The following is a 16,731-nucleotide window of genomic DNA, read 5'->3' as shown; positions in this document are numbered from 1 at the left end:
GGAGGGCGGTGGTTCGCTTCGGTTGGTTACGACTCGGGAACGAGCTTCAGCGAGATCGAGTTGATGCAGTACCGCTGATCCGTCGGTGTGGCGTATCCCTCGCCTTCGAAGACGTGCCCGAGGTGGCTGTGGCACGACTTGCACAGCACCTCGATCCGGCGCATCCCCATCGTGGTGTCCTCGCGGAGGAGGACGGCGTCGGAATCGGCCGGGTCGTAGAACGACGGCCAGCCGCAATGGCTCTCGAACTTCGTGTCGCTGCGGAACAGTTCGGCACCACAGGCACGGCACTGGTAGACACCGGTGGTCTTCTCGTCGGTGTACTCCCCGGTGAAGGGGCGCTCGGTGCCCGCCTGGCGGAGCACCGCGTACTCTTCGGGGCTGAGCTGTTCCCGCCATTCCTGCTCGGACTTGACCACGCGAGGCGTGGCTCCGACAACGGGTTTCATGCCTTTCACCGGTTCCACGTTACCCCGCGAGCCAGGCGATGGCCCGGCCGATGATGTCCCATGCGGTGACCATCACGCCGAGCACGATGAGGATCACGACGAGCGCCGAAATCCACCAGCGCAGACCGCCGAGGCGGTTGCTGGAGTCGGCGAAGTCGGAGACACCGTCGAGGCAGGCCTCCACGGTGAAGTTCGGGCCGCAGCGTTCGATGCGGTCCAGATGCTCGGCGAAGGCACGGGCTTCGGGGTCGTACGGGTCGAGACCTACCAGGTCCTCGCGGAAACGAGGATTCGGGCCAGGTCCGAAAGGTCCGCTATCGGCCATACGAGCAACAGTAAGCCACGAGCGGCGTTTGTCCTACCACCAGCGAGGCGGGTCTCACGCCCGCCACGGTGGGTCATTGCGGCATGACCTGACGTCGCGGTCTTGTGACATGGCGACCTCGGAGAGTGATGACTCTCCGAGGTCGCCATGCGAAGCCGGCACGAGTCAGGGATTTACCACCACGTAAATCTCGGCAAAATACCCTCTGACGTGAGTCCTTTTGTTTTCGTGGAAGGCCCACGATGACGTATTCGTGCCTGGAATCGGATCCCCGATATAGGTTCCGTAATGCCAGAGGCCATCGCCTGGTCGGCCTTGGCCGATAATGTTATCGGAACGAATATGAGGAGAGGAACGAATGTTGACCACGGTGCCGTAGTCGTACGTGTACTCCTGCGTCGCGCGTACTGGCTCGGAGTTGCTTCGAGATGGTGCCGCCTCTGGGATCCAGGCTCTCGGTGGCTTTAATTGCGATGATCACCAATGGGCATAGTCGGACTTTGCTCTGCTCGGGTGATCTTGCGGGACTGACATCCCTCATGAGTGGCGATCCGGGTTATTGAGCCGAAAGTCAAGACTGTCGTATCGGGGGTCAGATCCTTCGCGGACCACGGGTTCGAGGTTGTCCCAGCGTCACCAGCGATTACCTCGGCGGGGTAGTGAAGGGCTCCTTCGCTACCCATAGCTTAAGTTGATCTTGCCGGGGCTTCGGCGGCTGCCAGGCCGATCGCTCAGGCCGGATGCTCCACCATCGAGGGCCCGGAGGCATGGCTGTCGTCGTGAGCGGAACCCGGGAAACGCCTCACTGGTTACCCTGCGCGCCGCGGGTGTCACCGGAGAGCAACAGTTGGCCGCCGCTGTCGATGACGCGGACGGTCTTCGCCTCGGTGCCGCCGGATTTGTACGTGAGGTTGATCGTGATGTCGACCGACCCGTCGGCGTTGTTGCCCTTCAAGGCGTTGGCGCCCTTGTAGCTGCTCAGCGCGTTCGTCGCCCAGTACGCCTGGTACGCCGCCTGGTCGCCGTAGACGGCTTGCGCGTCGGGAGCGAGCATCGCCCAGCCTTCGGGCGAGCCCGCGCTGCTGTAGAAGTCCACGACGCGTTGTCCGGCCTGCTGGTACCCGATTTTGCCGCCGCTCGAAGCCGCCGACGAGGTGGGTGCGGTGCTCTTCGGGCCCTGGGACGGCTTCGCCGAGGCAGAAGTCTGCGGGTGCGCTCCGGCGTTGTCGCCGCCCGGGTTGTTGCCGGTGGTGGGGCCGCTGCTCGAATTGAGCACCAGGAACACGATCACGGCGATCACCACCACCGCGGCACCGGCGCCCGCGAACAGGGCGGCCTTGCGCTTGCCGTCGGCGGGTTTCGCCGGGGACGGCCGCATCGGGGCGGCCGCGGACGGCGGCGGGGACGCCGCGGCGACCGGGCGCGGCGGCGTGTTGGGCGGTGCCGCCGGTGAACGCATCGGGATGAACGCGGCGGTCGGCGTGTGCTGTTTGGCAGGAGAGGGTGGTGCCGGCGTCGTGGCGGGCTGGGCCGAGGGATCGACCCGCTGCCATGGCGGCCGGTCCCCGCCGGGAATGCCGCGTCCCGGGGTCTCGGGCGCGGCGGGCTGTCTACCGCCACCGGCTCCGAAGAGCCGCGGCGACGACGCCGTTCCCGCGGCGGATTCGCTCGCCGCCAGCGCGGCGAGCCGCTCCCTGGCCTCGGCCATGGTCGGCCGCTCGGTGGGTTCGGTGCGCAGGAGGCTCATCAGCAGCGCCGTCGCGGGACCGGCCTGCTGCGGCGGGTTGATCTGCCCGTTCGCGGCCGCGTACAACAGCGCGAGCTGGTTGGAGCTGTTCCCGTACGGCGTCTGGCCCTCGATCGCCTGGTAGAGCGTCGCGCCGAGTGCGAAGACGTCGGAGCTGGGCACCGGGTCGGAGCCGCGCGCCAGCTCGGGTGCGAGATAGGCCGGGGTGCCGCCGATGAGGCCGGTCTGGGTGAGTGTCATGTCACCGGCCGCGCGGGAGATGCCGAAGTCGGTGATCTTCGCGGTGCCCGCCTCGTCGATCAGGATGTTGCCCGGTTTGACGTCGCGGTGCACGATCCCGGCGCGGTGCGCGGCGACCAGCGCCGACGCGACCTGCTCGCCGATCTTCGCGACGCGGCCCAGCGGCAGCGTGCCCTCCTCGGAGATGATCGCCGAGAGGCTCGGGCCGTTCAGGTACTCCATAACCAGGCAGGGATCGCCGCCGTGCTCGGCGATGTCGAACACCACGATCGCGTTCGGATGCTGGAAGCGGGCCGCGTTCTTCGCCTCGCGCATGGCGCGCTGGCGCATGTTGTCGCGTTCGGCTTCCGAGACACCGGGCTGGGGGAGGATCTGCTTGACCGCCACCGAGCGTTCGAGGCGGACGTCGATGGCGCGCCAGACCACCCCCATGGCACCGCTACCAATTTGCTCGACCAGGCGGTAGTGCCCAGCGATCAGCTGACCGGTGTCGATGGCGACTGCTCCTGACACATTCTTTGACGAACACATCCCGGGTGATGGTGGCGCTACGCGGCCTGACAGGTCCCGCGCACCCGTTCGAGTGTAGCGGGCGGCGGTTTCGGCTCCCCGTCAGCTCGCCGGTGCGGAGACGGGCGATTCTTCCTCGACGCTCGGTTCGGGCACCGGACGGGCTTTCCGCCGGAAGACCTTGACCAGGCCGATGGCCCCCGCCGCGGCGAACACGGCGTAACAGATCAGCAGGGCGGGGGGTGTTTCCCCGGTCAGCGCGTCGCCGAGGACGACGACCGCGACCGTACCCGGCAGGCTGCCGAGCGCGGTCCCGAGAAGATACGGAGCGAAGCGGACCGATGACACTCCGCACAGGTAACTGAACGGAGCGAACGGCACCATCGGGATCAGCCGTAAGGAGGTGATCGCCAGGACGCCGCCGTCGGAAAGCCGGTCGTTGACCGCGCGGACCTTGGCCCGGTGCAGATGCCGGGTGACGAGGTCGCGGCCGAGCGCCCTCGCGAGGGCGAACGAGAGCCCGGAGGCGACCGTGGTCGCCAAGATGCCGACGACGATGCCCGTCGTGGCGCCGAGCAGGAGCCCGCCCGCCAGGTTGAACACCGTCCGCGGGATCGGCGCGACGGTGAGCACCGCGTAGAGGAGGAAGAAGACCAGCGGGGTGGCCGGGCCGGTCTCGGCCGCCCAGGCCCGCAGCCCGGCCGGGCTCGGGATCGGCAGCAGTACCGCGGCGGCCACGAAGAGGGCGAGCACGGTGAGCGCGAGCATTAATTTGGTACGGCCGGACACCACATCAACCGTACGGTATCCGCCATGATCGATACCGACGCGCTGCGACGGCAGCCGGAACTCACCGGTGAGCAGGTCGTGCTGGCGCAGCTGGACGAGTCTTATCTCGAACCCGCGTGGCGAGCGGTGCAGGAGCCGGAGACGATCCGGCTGACCGGCACGCACACGAAGTTCACCGAGGAGCAGATCCGCAAGTGGCTCGCCTCCAGGCCGGGCCTCGACGATCGGGCGGACTACGCGATCCTCCGCAAGGAAGACCGCGCCTACCTCGGTGACGTGGTGCTTTCCGACATCGACGAGCACAACCGCTCCGGGGCCTTCCGCATCGCCTTGACCGGCCCGGACGTCTTCGGCAAGGGCTACGGCACCGAGGCGACCAAGCTCCTCCTGGGCTACGCGTTCGACGTCGTCGGCCTGCACAGGGTCTCGCTGGAGGTCTTCGCTCACAACCCGCGGGCCCAGCGCGTGTACGAGAAATGCGGGTTCGTCCGCGAAGGGCTCCAGCGGGAAGCGCTGTGGTGGGACGGCGAGTGGCATGACGTCGTCGCGATGGCCGTTCTGGCGACGGATCCCCGGCCCTGATCGGCGATACGGTGGGCGCATGCCCAAGAACGGTGAGCCGATCGAGGTCGAGGCAGGCGAGCGCAAGGTACGGGTGTCCAGCCCGGACAAGGTGTACTTCCCCGCCCGCGGCATCACGAAGCGCCAGGTCGTGGAGCACTACGTCGCGGTCGGCGAGCCGCTGTTGCGCGCGATCGGGGAGCGGCCCACGACGCTGAAGCGCTACGTCGACGGCGTCGAGGGCGAATGGTTCTACGCCAAGCGCGTGCCGAAGGGCGCCCCAGAGTGGGTGGAAACCGCGAAGATCACCTTCCCGTCCGGCCGGACGGCCGAGGAGGTCTGCCCGACCGAGCCCGCCGTCTTCGCCTGGGCGGCGAACCTGGGCACCTTCGACTTCCACCCGTGGCCGGTGCGGCGGCCCGACGTCGACCACCCCGACGAACTGCGCATCGACGTCGACCCGCCGGACGAGGCCGGATTCTCCGACGCGGTCGAGGTCGCCGGTGTGGTGCGCGAGGTACTGGACTCGGCCGGGCTGGCCGGCTACCCGAAGACCTCGGGCGGCCGCGGCGTGCACGTCCTGGTGCGGATCCGGCCGGAGTGGGACTTCATCGACGTCCGCCACGCGGTGATCGCGCTGGGCCGCGAGGTCGAACGCCGGATTCCGGACAAGGCGACCATCGCCTGGTGGAAGGAAGAACGCGGCGGCCGGGTCTTCATTGACTACAACCAGGCGGCCCGCGACCGCACGGTGGCCTCGGCCTGGTCGGTCCGCGGCACTCCGCGAGCGACGGTGTCGACGCCGCTGACCTGGGATCTGCTCACCGAGGTCGACCCGGACGACTTCGACGTCCTCACCGCCGGCGCCTTCTACGCCGAGCGCGGCGACCTGCACGCGCGGATGGACGATCAGGCGTTCGGCATCGAGACGCTGCTGGAGTGGTACGCCAGGGACGAGCGCGACCACGGTCTCGGCGAGATGCCGTACCCGCCGGACTACCCCAAGATGCCGGGTGAGCCGAAGCGGGTCCAGCCGAGCAAGGCGCGCGAGGACTAGCCCTAACCGTCGGTTTCGACGTTTCGTGACGGCGCGTGCTGTTTCGGTGACCAATTCGTACTCGGCGCCCGTCTCTTCTTCGGTTTCCTCGCGGAGTGATTGCGAACTCGTGTCGATCTCGAAACCTCTTCCCGGTGGGAGAGTGATCGATACGAGACTGTGTGACGCGTGGGACTCGGCCGTAACGGCAGGCTTCCTGCCAGCGACCTTTCCCTCCGAACACCTAGGCTGGGGGAGACGAAGGAGTATCCGTGGACGACCTGATCGCCTTTCTCGCCGCGCGTGTCGGACAACGCCAGGCGTTGATCATGCAGGCGGTCAAGAAAACCGAGATCAGCGAATCGCTCAATCGGGGTGAGACCAAGGTCGTCATCGAAAAGAAGATCCGCTCGCTGAACGACATCGAACTCGACGTGGTCAATCAGATGATCAACGAGATCGAGGCGACCCGGCGGCTCCTGCAGGCGCACCGCACCACGGTCTCGGAGAAGGTGCCCGGCTTCCCCCTGTACGGCAACGAGTACTGGTGCGAGACGTGCCACGTGCCCGCGGACGAGGCCGGGACGAACTGGTGCCTGACCCTGCGGCTGCTGGCCCTGCCACACGCCGACCACCCGGACTACAGTGAGCGCTGGCGCCCCTGACGTCCCGAGGTTCGTGAGCGTTCAGTCACCTATGGCGGGCGCGAGCCCGGTAGCGACTGCGCGTGAAGGCCCCCTTCCCTCGGCTCAGCCGACATGCCAGGAACTTATTTGAGGGGTAGCTCAAATGTGGGGTGTCCTGAAGGCCCCCGTTGAGACGTTGAAGGTCTCAACGGGGTCCTTCAGGACATCACGCTGCGACGCTGAGGCAGCGGGCGCCGACCGCGCCATATTCGCCTTACCCCCCAATAAGCGGCTGTTCCCGAGGCTCTCCAACTGTCCATAAAGGATTCGCCGAGGGGTGATTCGTCCGATTGATCGCCCTTTGCCCGTGTTATCAAGTCCGTGAAGGCCTCCTTGAGGGACTCTGAGTCCCTCAAGGGGAACCCGCATTTGTGTACCTACGCCTGACCTGGACGAGGGTGGTTCCGCGGGCATCGTCGCCCGGTCTCACCTCTTGATCAACGGAGGATTCGGGACACTCAACGTCCCGGATCTTCCGTTGATCAAGCTCGCGCTCGCTCACGACCGGTGGACCGGCGATCGAGCGGGGAAGATTCCGGACGCTCAACGGCCGGAATCTTCCCCACCCGGACCGCACCGGCAACCCGCACAAGCTCCACACCAGTAGGTAGACAAATACGAGTTCCCCAAGGAGGCCTTCACGGACCATCGACACCATCGACCTTCGTCGGCGAACGGTCACTGCCCGAACGGACGGTACTTCCTGGAGCCAGGCCCCCGACCTGCGCGAACATGTCCGACACGCGACCGCCCCACCGGCCTTAAGTTCCTCGGCTCAGCCTAGGGAAGGGGGCCTTCACGCGCACACGGCCATCCTGCCCGAAGGGTGCCCCTGAGCGGGGAATGTCCGCCGGTCCCCGGCGCGTTGGACCGAGGGTGATCACGCTTTCGGTACTGGACCGGTCCCCGACCCGTCGCGGCGGCGACGCGCCCCGCGCTCTTCGGGACACCGTCGCCTTCGCGCGGGAGATCGAAGCGCTCGGGTATCACCGGTTCTGGGTGTCCGAACATCACAGCGTGCCCGGCGTCGCCGGTTCGGCGCCCACGGTGCTGGCGGCCGCGGTCGCCTCGGCGACCGAGCGGATCCGGGTCGGCACCGGCGGTGTGATGCTGCCGAACCACCGCCCGCTGGTGGTCGCGGAGCAGTTCGGCGTGCTCGAATCGCTGTTCCCCGGCCGCATCGACATGGGGCTGGGCCGGTCGGTCGGGTTCACCGGCGGGGTCCGTCAGGCGCTCGGGCACGAGAAGGACGACGCCGACCGCTTCGATGACCAGGTCCGGGAACTGCTGGGCTTCCTCACGGGCGACCAGACGGCGTTCCCTGGCGTGCACGCCATCCCGGCGGAGGGTCTGCGCGTGCCCGCGTTCCTGCTGGCCACCGGCGCGGGCGCGAAGCTGGCCGCGGGACTGGGGTTGCCGCTGGTGATCGCGCCGGTCCGCGGTGAGGGGCCGCTGCTCGAAGCGATCGACGGTTATCGGTCCGGGTTCCGTCCCTCCGTGCAGGCCTCTCGGCCGTACGTCGTGGTGTCCACGGCGATCGCGGTCGCCGAGACGGCCGAGCGGGCACGGCGGTTGCTGATCCCCGAAGCGTGGTCGACGGTCTACTCGCGGACGCACGGCGTCTTCCCGCCCCTGTCGCCGGTGGAGGAGATCCTCGCGGCGCCGCTGTCCGAACGCGACCGCGAGCGGCTGGACCGCGCGCTCGACGGCCAGATCGCCGGTACCCCGGACGAGGTGGGCGACCGGCTGGCCGACCTCGTCGCCAAGACCGGGGCCGACGAGATCCTGGTGACCACGAGCACCTTCGACCAGGCGGAGCGGCTGGAGTCCTATCGCGGGCTCGCCGAGGTCGCCGGACTGCGAAGGCTCACCGCGGTTTCGTGACTTTTGCTAAGGTCACGGCCATGACTGCCGGGTCGGCCTCGTGCCGTGAGCGGACGGGTTCCCCGGCCGCCGCTTGATCTCCCAGCGGGCTCGCAGCCCGCCTCCGCGTAGGTGTCCCCTCGGGTGGACCATGCGCGGAGAGGAGGTGAATCGCATGTCTCCCCACGAAAACTGGCGCGAGTTCGTCGCCGCGCACGCTGATGGCGGCGTGCTGGACGGCGTCGTCACGCGGGTGCTGCCGTTCTGCGCGTTCGTCGAAGTGGCCAACGGGATGGAAGGGCTGCTGCCGACCGTCGGCGGAACCGGCCCGCTCACCGCCGGTGCGGCCGTCGCGGTGCGGCTCGACAAGCTGGACGTCCAGAACCGGCGGTTCAGCCTGACCCTGGCCTGACGCCCCTCGCGTTTCGTCCTCTGGACGCGGTGGTTCAGGTCGCGAACTACCGCGTTCTAGAGGCGCAGCAGAAGCTGGGCCAGGATGCGCTGCGAGGGGTCGGTCAGGTCGATCCCGGACACCTCGGACGCGCGCCGCACCCGGTACCGGACGGTGTTCGGATGGATGTTCAGCTCACGCGCCGCGCGCCGGACGTCGCCGAAGGCGTCGAGGTAGGCGAGTACCGCGGGGACCAGGATGCCGCCGTGTTCGGCGTCGTGCGCGACCAGTTCCGTCAGCCGCGGATCGCGGATTCTCGGTTGCTCGCCGAGGAAGGCGAGCACCTCCGACAGCAGGACCTCGGCGCGGACGTCGGCGAGTGAGGCGACGTCCGCGGTCCCGTGGCCGCGGGCCATCGTCGCCAGCACGCGGTCCGCGTCGCCCCGCGAGGCCGCCGCGTCGGAGAGCCGGGGCACGACACCGCCCAGCGCGGCGCGCACCCGGACGTCGAGATGCCGTTGCGCGGTGCCGACGATTTCCTTGGCCAGCGCCAGGATCCGCGTCTCGGCGTGCTCGGGGAGATCGGGGAGGAGGGCGTAGACGCGGCCGCCGATCACGCTCACCAGCGCGCTCCGCCGGTACGCGGCGGTGTGCACGGTGATCAGGTGCACCAGTTCGGCGCGCCGCAGCTGCCGGTCGCTCGCCGCCCGCTCGCGGGGCAGCGAGAACGCCAGCACCATGGCCGGTTTCCCGGGGTCCGCGCCGATGTCGTCGGCCACGGATTCGGCGTCGAGGCGGCCGTCGAGCAGCCCGGCCAGCAGGTCCTCGCGGAGCCGGAGTTCCGGGCTGGGCAGCGTGCGATGCCGGATCAGCTGGGGCGCGAGCGCGCGGCTCGCGCCGAGCAGCGCGACCTCCGCGCTCTCGGTGAGCGGATGCGCGCCCTCCTGTACCCAGATCGTGCCCAAGGCCTGTGACCCGGCGTGGATGCCCGCCGCGATCCGCCGCCGGATGCCGAGATCGGGCCGCTCCTCGATGCGGACGATGCCTTCCCCGGCGCGAAGCCGCTGGTAGACACCCCATTCGCGCAGCATCGCGAGGTAGCGCTCCGGACCCTCGCGGCCGAGGATCGAGAGCCTGCGCAGCTCGTCCACCTCGTCGCCCGCCCGCGAGTAGGCCAGTACCCGGCTCGCGGTGTCCTCGATGCTGACCAGGCCGCCGGTCAGCGTCGCGATCGTCTGCGCGAGCGCGAACAGATCACCCAGCACCTCGCCGCTGTCGGCCTCGCCCCCCGCGCGGGCCGCGTCGACGACGCCTCTGGCCAGCGCCTCGACCTGCTCCCAGCGTGCCTCGTGGCCGACCTCGATCAGCGCGATCCCGGCGTCGGCCGCGACGTTCACCACCGCCGAGCCGTTCTTGACCGCCACGGCGGCCGCGCCGGAGCGTCCCGCCGCCCGGATCGCCCCCGCCGCCGACCGCCCCCGCGCCCCGATCACCAGCACGAGGTCACCCGGATGGGCGTCCGGCGGGTCTTCCGGATCGTGGATGACGACGTCCTCCACCGCGACGCCGAGGCCGCCTGGCGCCGCGAGCACCCTGACCAGCGGTTCTCCAAGCGTGGCCAGGACATGCCGCAGCGAGGCGACGGTGGTCGGTGGGGTAGTCGCTGTCATCACCGGTTAAGCCGATCGGACAAGATGGTCACCCTGATTCTAGCCAGTCGAACAAGCCGTTCGGGAGTCGTCCGGTCTACCGTTCGACAAGAGACCTCTAACCGGCGAAGTGAAGTCAGGAGCAGTCAGTGGACGCCGTGACCCAGACCCCCGCCCCGAAGAACGAGCCGGTGCTGAACTACGCACCGGGCAGCGCCGAGCGCGCTGAACTCGAGGGCGCGCTCAAGTTGCTGGGCGGCGCCGACCCCATCGACATCACCGCGACGATCGGCGGTGAGCAGCGCAAGGGCGGCGGCGAGAAGATCGAGGTCGTCCAGCCGCACAACCACCGCTCGGTGCTGGGCGTCATCCACAGCGCGACCGCGCAGGACACCCACGACGCGATCGCCGCCGCCAAGGCCGCCGCCCCCGGCTGGCGCGCGCTGTCCTTCGACGACCGCGCCGCGATCATCCTGCGTGCCGCCGATCTGCTGGCGGGCCCGTGGCGCGCCAAGCTGAACGCCGCCACCATGCTCGGCCAGTCGAAGACCGCTTTCCAGGCCGAGATCGACTCCGCTTGCGAGCTGATCGACTTCTGGCGCTTCAACGTCGCCTTCGGCCGCCAGATCCTCGCCGAGCAGCCGACCAGCTCGCCCGGGATCTGGAACCGGATGGAGCACCGCCCGCTCGAGGGCTTCGTGTACGCCATCACGCCGTTCAACTTCACCGCGATCTCCGGCAACCTGCCGACCGCGCCCGCGCTGATGGGCAACGTCGTGCTGTGGAAGCCGTCGCCGACGCAGAGCTACGCCGCGCACATGCTCATGCGGCTGCTCGAAGAAGCGGGGATGCCGCCGGGCGTCATCAACCTCCTCCCGGGTGACGGCAAGGCCGTCTCCGAGGTCGCCCTGACCCACCGCGACCTGGCCGGGATCCACTTCACCGGGTCCACCGCGACGTTCCAGCACCTGTGGGGCACCGTCGGCGCCAACATCGGCGGCTACCGGACGTACCCGCGCCTGGTCGGCGAGACCGGCGGCAAGGACTTCGTGCTCGCGCACGCCTCGGCCGACGTCGACATCCTGCGCACCGCGCTGATCCGCGGCGCCTTCGAGTACCAGGGCCAGAAGTGCTCGGCCGCGTCCCGCGCCTACGTCCCGCGTTCGGTCTGGACGCGCCTGAAGGACGACCTGGTCTCCGAGACCGAGGCCATCACCTACGGCGACGTCACCGACCTGAGCAACTTCGGCGGCGCCGTGATCGACCGCCGCGCCTTCGACAAGCACGCCGCCGTGCTGGCCAGCGCCGCGGAAGACGCCGAGGTCGACGTCATCGCCGGTGGCACCGCGGACGACAGCGTCGGCTACTTCGTGCGCCCGACGATCCTCGTCTCGGACAACCCGAAGCACGAGATCTTCCGCACCGAGTACTTCGGCCCGATACTCGCGATCCATGTCTACGAAGACGACGACTTCGACGCCGTGCTGAAGCTGGTCGACGAGACCGCCGACTACGCGCTCACCGGCGCTGTCATCGCCAACGACCGCACGGCTGTCGCGAAGGCGTCCGAGGCGCTGCGCTTCGCCGCCGGCAACTTCTACGTCAACGACAAGCCGACCGGCGCGGTCGTCGGCCAGCAGCCGTTCGGCGGCGGTCGCGCTTCCGGCACCAACGACAAGGCCGGTTCGGTGTTCAACCTGCTCCGCTGGACGAGCCCGCGCTCGATCAAGGAGACGTTCGTTCCGCCGACCGGCGTCCGTTACCCCCACCAGGGCTGAGATCTCCAGGAGTCCGTGATGTTGCGTGCCCCGCTGCTCGCCGCCGCCCGATCCAGGCGGATGCGGAAGCTGGTCGAGGTCGTCCCCGCCACCCGATCGGTGGTGGGCCGGTTCGTCGCCGGTTCCGGGACGTCCGACGCCGCCCGGGTGGTTCGCGAACTGGCCGATGACGGCCTTCGGGTGACCCTCGACCACCTCGGTGAGGACACCACCGATGCCGAACAGGCCGCGACGACCGTCCGCGCCTACGAAGAGCTGCTGTCCGCGCTGGCGGCCGACGGCCTGGCGTTCGGCGCGGACGTTTCGGTGAAGCTGTCCGCGGTCGGCCAGTTCCTGCCGTCCGACGGCGAGAAGGTCGCGCTGGAGAACGCCCGCAAGATCTGCGCGGCGGCCGAAGCGGTCGGTGCCACGGTCACCCTCGACATGGAGGACCACACCACCACCGACTCGACGCTGGGCATCCTGCGGGAACTGCGCACCGAATACCCGTGGGTGGGCGCGGTGCTGCAGGCCTACCTGCGGCGGACCGAACAGGACTGCCGCGACCTCGCCGGTGAAGGCTCGCGCGTCCGGCTGTGCAAGGGCGCCTACGCCGAACCCGAGGAGGTCGCGTTCCAGGACAAGTCCGAAGTGGACAAGTCCTACGTGCGCTGCCTGAAGATCCTCATGCGGGGCAAGGGTTATCCGATGGTCGCCTCGCACGACCCGCGGATGATCGCGATCGCCGGGAAACTCGCCATGGACGCGGGCCGCACGGCGGACGACCACGAGTTCCAGATGCTGTACGGGATCCGTCCCGACGAGCAGCGGCGGATCGCCGGCGACGGCAAGACGATGCGCGTCTACGTCCCCTACGGCGACGAATGGTACGGCTATTTCATGCGCAGGCTGGCGGAACGCCCGGCGAACCTGGCGTTCTTCCTGCGCGGACTCGCCACCCGGGGCTGACCCGGCCCCCGGTGGCACTGTTCCGCTGAAAGACAAAGGGGCCCTTCCCGGCGCAACCCGCCGGGAAGGGCCCCTTCTCCATGCTCGTCAGGCTTCTTGGGCCTCTTCCTTGAGCTTGTCCATGTCGATGTCGCGTGCCTGCTGGATCAGGTCTTCGAGCGTCTTCTCCGGGAGCGCGCCGGGCTGGGCGTAGATGACCGTCTTGTCGCGGATCACCGCGAGGGTGGGGATCGAGCGCACGTCGAAGGCGGCGGCCAGCTGCTGCTCGGCTTCGGTGTCGACGCTGGCGAAAACGATGTCGTCGTGGTTGCCCGACACCTTCTCGTAGGTCGGCGCGAACTGGCGGCACGGCACGCACCAGCCCGCCCAGAAGTCGATGATCACGAAGTCGTTCTCGGACACGACCTGATCGAAGTTGGCGGCGGTCAGCTCCACTGTGCTCATGCCGGGCGTAACGAAACAGGCGTGGCGCACATTCCCGAGATTGCGCGTAGCGTCTCGGATGGAGCAACCAGGTTTCGCAGGAGGCGCAAATGGCCGACGGTGACATCCTCAACCGCATCGACGAGCTGGTCAGCGAGGAGCACGAACTCCGCGCGCAAGCGATCGGGACCGGGCTGAGCTCGGACGGCCGTGCCCGGCTGGCGGCCGTCGAGCAGCAGCTGGACCAGTGCTGGGACCTGCTGCGGCAGCGGCGGGCGCGGGTCGAGTTCGACGAGGATCCGGACCAGGCCGCGGCGCGGCCGATCAGCGAGGTGGAGTCTTACCGGCAGTAGCGGGTAAGCGCCGTTGGACACCTCACGCGCGCTATGAAAGGTCCTTTCCTTGCAAAATTTGCAAGGAAAGGACCTTTCATAGCGCGCGTGAGGAGTGGGACCGGGGTCACGCTCCGTGGGGAGTGGATCAGGCCGGGCAGAGCGTTCCGTCGACCGGGATCTTCCCGTCGATCAGGAAAGCCCGCGTCGCGTCGGTGACGCAAGGCGACAGCGGCAGCGCCCCGTGTCCGGCGCCCTGCCAGGTGATGGTCACCGCGCTCGGCATCTGGTCCGCGGCCCGGCCGGTGCCCTGCTCCGGGGTGACCGGGTCGGTCGCGGTGCCCGCGACGAGGATCGGCGGAGCGCCTGGCGCGCCGGCGGGCGGGAGCGGTTCGCGGCGGACGGGCCACGGGCTGCACCACGCCAGTTGCTGCGCGGCGAAGACCCCGAACTGCGGGTATTTGTCGCGCAAGGTCGTGGTCACGCGCGTGAGTTCTTCGGCAGAGAGCCGTGTCGCGCTGTCGTTGCATTTGGTCGCGAGCGAGCCGTCCAGCCGGGACGGCCGGGCCCGCGTGTCCTTCAGTACCGGTTCGGCGAACGCGGCCAGCGGCGTGATGTCGCCGGTCTGGGCGGTCTTGAGCGCTTCGGCGAGTTCCACCCAGCGCGAGCGTTGCGTGAGGCCGGCGTAGATGGCGTACAGCGCGATCCCGGGCGTGATCTCCACGCCGTCGGTGGTCGTCGCGGGAGCGCCGCGGAGCCGGTCCGCGACGGCGGTCACGGCCGAGCGGGCGTCGCCGATCGGGCAGCCCCTGGCGATGCAGTCGGCGCCGAAAGCGTCGAGGGTGGCCTGCGCGCTCGCGGCGACGGACTCCTGGACGGCGGCCGCGTCGGCGGCCGGGTCGGGCAGCCCGTCGAGCATGACCCTGCCGACCTGCGCCGGGAAGCGCACGGCGTACTCGGCGAGGACCTTCGACCCGTCTCCGCGTCCCAGCGCGTGCAGTTTGTCCAGACCCAGCTGTTCCCGTAGTTCTTCGAGGTCACCGGCCGCCCGCCAGCTGTCCATCGCGACCTGCGAGTCGTCCAGTTCGATCGCGCACTGCTGGCCTGCCTTGCGCGCCGCGTCGACCACGGGTTCGAGGTCAGCGGCGGCCGGATCGGCGCTGAGGAGGTCGGTGCGGATCTCCGCGGGGATGCACTGCACCGGCATGGACGCGCCCGTCCCGCGCCGGTCGACGCCGATCAGGGAGAACTTCTGCAGGTACTCGGGCGGCAGCGTCGCGGCCAGCCGTGCGGCGTAGAGCGACCCCGGCTCTCCGTCGACGTCGTTGACCACGACCAGCGGGATGGGCCCGTCCCCGGTCTTGACCACCGCCAGCCGCGAGAGCCCGCGCCCCGGCAGGTCCGGCGCGTCGAGTGTGGTGGGCACCCTGGCGCAGGAGAACTTCAGCGTGTCCGGCACGGACGGCTGGCCCAGCCGCTGCCGGGTCGCCTCGTCGCAGTCCTCCCATTTGATCGACGGCGACCGCGGTTCGGTCAGCGGCGGCAGCGGCACCTGCTGCGGCGCCGCCGAGGAGCCGGGAGTGGTCTTGCCGTCGTTGTCGATCACCGCGGGGCGCACCGACGGGCCCGCCGTGCAGCCCGCGAGCACGGCCGCGACGGCCGTCATGAGGATCAGCCGTGGCCTGCGGCGGACGGTGCTGGCGGGGCGCACGGGCGGGTCCTCACTTTCCGGGCATGACAAAAGCTCGTAGGTGAGCTTCGCAGGTGGTGTGTCAGGCGCCGGTTAACGGGTGCGCGGAGCTGAAGGGGCCTTTCGTCGCATCGCATGCGGTGAAGGACGCTTTCCCCGCGTCCGATGCGGGTAAAGCGTCCTTCAGCTCCTGCCTCAGGCGCCGGTTAACGGGTGCGTTTGACCTCGCCGCGGAACACCGCGTCCAGGTCGTACCTGGCGACCTCGTCGAGCTGGGCGTAGGTGCAGGACTCCGGCTCGCGGTCGGGACGCCAGCGTTTGAATTGCGCGGTGTGGCGGAACCGCGACGGATATCCGCCTTCCGTGTGCTCGTAGCCGACCTCGACCACCTTTTCCAGCTTCAGCGGCACCCACGGGGCTTCCTTCGCCTTCCACCGGGTGATCCCGCCGGGGATCCGCTGCTTCTCCCGGACGTTGTCGCCCAGCCAAGGGTGATCGGTCCCGTCGGTGATCAGCGGCGCCAGTTCCTCGGCCAATTCACGCCGACGGGTGACCGGGAACGACCCGACGACACCGGGGTGGTGCAGCACGCCGTCCTCGTCGTAGAGCCCGAGCAGGAACGAGCCGACCAGCTCGCCCGGTTCGCCGTCGACGTGCCAGCGCAGTCCCGCCAGCACGCAGTCGGCGGTGCGCGAGTGCTTGTACTTCAGCAGCACGCGTTTGCCGGGGCTGTACGGCTCGTCGAGCGGTTTGCCGATGACGCCGTCGAGGCCGGCGCCCTCGAACAGCTCGAACCAGTGCCGCGCGATCGCCGGATCGGACGTGGCGGGCGTCAGGTGGATGCCGTCCGAGGCCAGTTTCTCCAGCCGTTCCCGCCGCTTCGACGTCGGTTCGTCCAGATAGGACTCGTCACCGAGTGCCAGCAGGTCGAACGCGACGAACTCCGCCGGGGTCTGCTCCGCCAGCAGTTTGATCCGGCTTTCGGCGGGGTGGACCCGGTCGGTGAGCGCGTCGAAGTCCAGCTTCCCGTCCCGGCCGACGACCAGCTCGCCGTCGAGCACGATCCGTTCCGGCAGCGTCGCCTTCAGCCGCTCGACGACCTCGGGGAAGTACCGGTTGAGCGGCTTCTCCGACCGTGACTGCAAAGTCAGCTCGTCGCCGTCGCGGAACACCAGGCAGCGGTAGCCGTCCCACTTCGGCTCGAACAGCAGGCCGCCGGAATCGGGGATGGCCTTCGCCGGTTTGGCGAGCATCGGTTTGAGCGGCGGCGTCAAGGGCAGCGACATGACGGCCATTCTTGCCGTATCGACGCGT

General features: G+C 69.1%; 16 protein-coding genes. 8 read left to right on the top strand and 8 right to left on the bottom strand.

Annotation, left to right across the window (positions count from 1 at the left end; all coding sequences use genetic code 11):
* Positions 1 to 26: 26 nt before the first annotated feature.
* From msrB to ACZ5ZX_RS20180, 4 genes are all read right to left on the bottom strand, one after another.
* A complete protein-coding gene (msrB, locus tag ACZ5ZX_RS20195; RefSeq protein ID WP_465503521.1) occupies positions 27 to 449 on the bottom strand; it encodes a peptide-methionine (R)-S-oxide reductase MsrB in 423 nt (140 codons plus the stop codon).
* Positions 450 to 468: 19 nt separating this feature from the next.
* Positions 469 to 774: a hypothetical protein gene (locus tag ACZ5ZX_RS20190; RefSeq protein WP_465503520.1), complete on the bottom strand. Its 306-nt coding sequence runs from the start codon at positions 772 to 774 to the stop codon at positions 469 to 471.
* A gap of 802 nt (positions 775 to 1,576) precedes the next feature.
* Positions 1,577 to 3,193, bottom strand: a complete 1,617-nt coding sequence (locus ACZ5ZX_RS20185; RefSeq protein WP_465503663.1) for a serine/threonine-protein kinase — start codon at positions 3,191 to 3,193, stop codon at positions 1,577 to 1,579.
* Between the two features lie 180 nt (positions 3,194 to 3,373).
* Complete coding sequence (locus ACZ5ZX_RS20180) at positions 3,374 to 4,060, bottom strand: TVP38/TMEM64 family protein (protein ID WP_465503519.1); 687 nt, start codon at positions 4,058 to 4,060, stop codon at positions 3,374 to 3,376.
* Positions 4,061 to 4,084: 24 nt separating this feature from the next.
* Between ACZ5ZX_RS20180 and ACZ5ZX_RS20175 the strand changes: the two genes are divergently transcribed.
* From ACZ5ZX_RS20175 to ACZ5ZX_RS20155, 5 genes are all read left to right on the top strand, one after another.
* Positions 4,085 to 4,642: a GNAT family N-acetyltransferase gene (locus ACZ5ZX_RS20175; protein ID WP_465503518.1), complete on the top strand. Its 558-nt coding sequence runs from the start codon at positions 4,085 to 4,087 to the stop codon at positions 4,640 to 4,642.
* A 19-nt stretch (positions 4,643 to 4,661) separates the two neighbouring features.
* Positions 4,662 to 5,678, top strand: a complete 1,017-nt coding sequence (locus ACZ5ZX_RS20170; protein ID WP_465503517.1) for a DNA polymerase domain-containing protein — start codon at positions 4,662 to 4,664, stop codon at positions 5,676 to 5,678.
* Between the two features lie 251 nt (positions 5,679 to 5,929).
* On the top strand, positions 5,930 to 6,322 hold the full coding sequence (locus ACZ5ZX_RS20165; RefSeq protein WP_465503516.1) for a DUF6221 family protein: 393 nt from the start codon (positions 5,930 to 5,932) through the stop codon (positions 6,320 to 6,322).
* Between the two features lie 864 nt (positions 6,323 to 7,186).
* The gene (locus ACZ5ZX_RS20160) at positions 7,187 to 8,227 is read left to right on the top strand and encodes an LLM class flavin-dependent oxidoreductase (RefSeq protein WP_465503515.1); all 1,041 of its coding nucleotides are present in this window, start codon (positions 7,187 to 7,189) and stop codon (positions 8,225 to 8,227) included.
* 154 nt (positions 8,228 to 8,381) lie between these two features.
* The gene (locus tag ACZ5ZX_RS20155) at positions 8,382 to 8,618 is read left to right on the top strand and encodes a S1 RNA-binding domain-containing protein (protein WP_465503514.1); all 237 of its coding nucleotides are present in this window, start codon (positions 8,382 to 8,384) and stop codon (positions 8,616 to 8,618) included.
* 56 nt (positions 8,619 to 8,674) lie between these two features.
* Here the strand turns inward: ACZ5ZX_RS20155 and ACZ5ZX_RS20150 are convergent, their stop codons facing one another.
* Positions 8,675 to 10,267, bottom strand: a complete 1,593-nt coding sequence (locus ACZ5ZX_RS20150; RefSeq protein ID WP_465503662.1) for a PucR family transcriptional regulator — start codon at positions 10,265 to 10,267, stop codon at positions 8,675 to 8,677.
* 128 nt (positions 10,268 to 10,395) lie between these two features.
* On the opposite strand from ACZ5ZX_RS20150, the gene pruA reads away from it, so the two are divergent.
* Both pruA and ACZ5ZX_RS20140 read left to right on the top strand, forming a co-directional pair.
* Entirely contained in the window at positions 10,396 to 12,024 is a 1,629-nt protein-coding gene (gene pruA, locus ACZ5ZX_RS20145) for an L-glutamate gamma-semialdehyde dehydrogenase (RefSeq protein WP_465503513.1), read from the top strand.
* A gap of 18 nt (positions 12,025 to 12,042) precedes the next feature.
* The gene (locus ACZ5ZX_RS20140; RefSeq protein ID WP_465503512.1) at positions 12,043 to 12,972 is read left to right on the top strand and encodes a proline dehydrogenase family protein; all 930 of its coding nucleotides are present in this window, start codon (positions 12,043 to 12,045) and stop codon (positions 12,970 to 12,972) included.
* 87 nt (positions 12,973 to 13,059) lie between these two features.
* Here the strand turns inward: ACZ5ZX_RS20140 and ACZ5ZX_RS20135 are convergent, their stop codons facing one another.
* Positions 13,060 to 13,416 (bottom strand): thioredoxin family protein, encoded by a 357-nt coding sequence (locus ACZ5ZX_RS20135; protein ID WP_039917837.1) that lies wholly within the window; start codon positions 13,414 to 13,416, stop codon positions 13,060 to 13,062.
* Between the two features lie 89 nt (positions 13,417 to 13,505).
* On the opposite strand from ACZ5ZX_RS20135, the gene ACZ5ZX_RS20130 reads away from it, so the two are divergent.
* The gene (locus ACZ5ZX_RS20130; protein ID WP_465503511.1) at positions 13,506 to 13,748 is read left to right on the top strand and encodes a DUF2630 family protein; all 243 of its coding nucleotides are present in this window, start codon (positions 13,506 to 13,508) and stop codon (positions 13,746 to 13,748) included.
* 127 nt (positions 13,749 to 13,875) lie between these two features.
* Here ACZ5ZX_RS20130 and ACZ5ZX_RS20125 read toward each other — a convergent pair whose 3' ends face one another.
* Both ACZ5ZX_RS20125 and ACZ5ZX_RS20120 read right to left on the bottom strand, forming a co-directional pair.
* Complete coding sequence (locus ACZ5ZX_RS20125; RefSeq protein WP_465503510.1) at positions 13,876 to 15,438, bottom strand: alpha/beta hydrolase; 1,563 nt, start codon at positions 15,436 to 15,438, stop codon at positions 13,876 to 13,878.
* 185 nt (positions 15,439 to 15,623) lie between these two features.
* Positions 15,624 to 16,703 (bottom strand): ATP-dependent DNA ligase, encoded by a 1,080-nt coding sequence (locus ACZ5ZX_RS20120; RefSeq protein WP_465503509.1) that lies wholly within the window; start codon positions 16,701 to 16,703, stop codon positions 15,624 to 15,626.
* Positions 16,704 to 16,731 lie beyond the last annotated feature (28 nt).

This window comes from Amycolatopsis sp. NPDC033938, assembly GCF_055575975.1.
This window is presented reverse-complemented; position numbering and strand designations above follow the sequence as displayed.